Origin of the sequence: Bordetella tumbae (assembly GCF_965139195.1) — a bacterium.
Taxonomy (GTDB): Bacteria; Pseudomonadota; Gammaproteobacteria; order Burkholderiales; family Burkholderiaceae_B; genus Bordetella_A; species Bordetella_A tumbae.
This window is the reverse complement of the sequence record NZ_CBCSJH010000010.1, coordinates 1-1,343: the sequence shown is the minus strand read 5'-3', so window position 1 is coordinate 1,343 and position 1,343 is coordinate 1. Positions and strand designations below refer to the sequence as shown.

The 1,343-nt window shown below is 65.9% G+C and carries 1 pseudogene; it reads right to left on the bottom strand.

Going from position 1 to position 1,343, the window contains the following annotated elements:
* Window positions 1-1,343 (bottom strand): annotated as a pseudogene (locus ACNA0J_RS13095) (autotransporter outer membrane beta-barrel domain-containing protein); the annotation flags it as partial.

Sequence of the window (1,343 nt, the reverse complement as noted above, 5' to 3'; positions counted from 1 at the left end):
GCCGCCCACCGATTGCAGCATGATGCCAAACGCCGCTTCGCCACTCGTCGTCACCTTGACAGGGCTGTTGTCAACGCTGACATCGACCGTCCCGCCCGCGCCGCCGGGTCCCGCGGAACCGCCCTCGCTCATGCCTAGCGTCACGGAACCAATATAGCCATCGGATCCATCGGCCCCATGGCCGCCACCGCCGCCGACGCTCTGAGCCAGGACACCTGCCGCGCCGAAACCTTTTGTCGAAATCGAGCCGCCGCCCAGTTTGACCGTCACCGCGCCGCCATCGCCGCCTGTGCCGCCGTCACCGCCCAACGCCAATTCGGCGCTCAATCGGAATTTGCCGGGATCGACCCATCCCGTTCCCGTGGCCAACGCATTGCCGCCTTTGCCGCCGCCGCCCCCGACGCTCTGGGCAAAAATGCCGGTGGACCAATCGCCCCCGGTCATGATGCTGGCTGGGGACGCCGTCGTCACGCCGACGGATCCACCAGTATTGCCCGAGCCGCCGGTGCCACCTATGGTCACGTTCGCCTGAAAGACGGGGGAAGGCGCGCTGGGATCCTCGTCGGCGAGCACTTTGGCCAACTGTGAAGCAACATTGCTCGTTGCAGACCTGGCCTCCTCGGCGGCGATGATGGGGTTGTCGGCCGAGGCATCAGACCCTGCGGAGCCACCCTGCCCGCCTCCGCCACCGATCGATTGCGCCTGGACGCCCGGTGCATCGCCACCATGCGTCGCGATCTGGCCTGCGACGTCGACCACCACAGACCCGCCCACATTGCCAGCGGCTCCGTCGTTACCAAATGTCAGCGTCATTCCTCCTGTCTTGGCGGACGTCGTGCCCGAGATCGTGAACGAGCCACCCTGCGACGCGCCGCCCCCGCCGCCGATGCTCTGTGCCAATACCCCAATTGCGCCGGAGCCCCAGGTTTGCACTTGTCCCAGCGGCATGACTTCGACTTGCACGAGTCCGCCACTACCACCGTTTCCTCCGGATCCGCCCAAACTGACCGTAGGGGCAAGATTGGTCCCACTGCCAAATGAGTGCGTAGTGGCGCTGCCGAACCCAGCGTTGCCGCCCCCGCCGCCTATCGATTGAGCGGTAATGCCATTGGCGTAATCGCCATAGGTCGTGATATTGCTGGGAGACATACCACTGGAATCGGCTGTGAACGTCGCCGTGCCGCCCGAGACATTGATCAATCCCCCTACCGCTGCCCACACGGAACTGCCGTGGCCCCCGGCGCCCCCCGTGCCACCCAATGCGAAACTCCCCTCTACGGAAAGGGAGGCGGTATCACCCGAATCCACTGCGGCCGCCATGGCGGAGGAATCCCCGCCCGCGC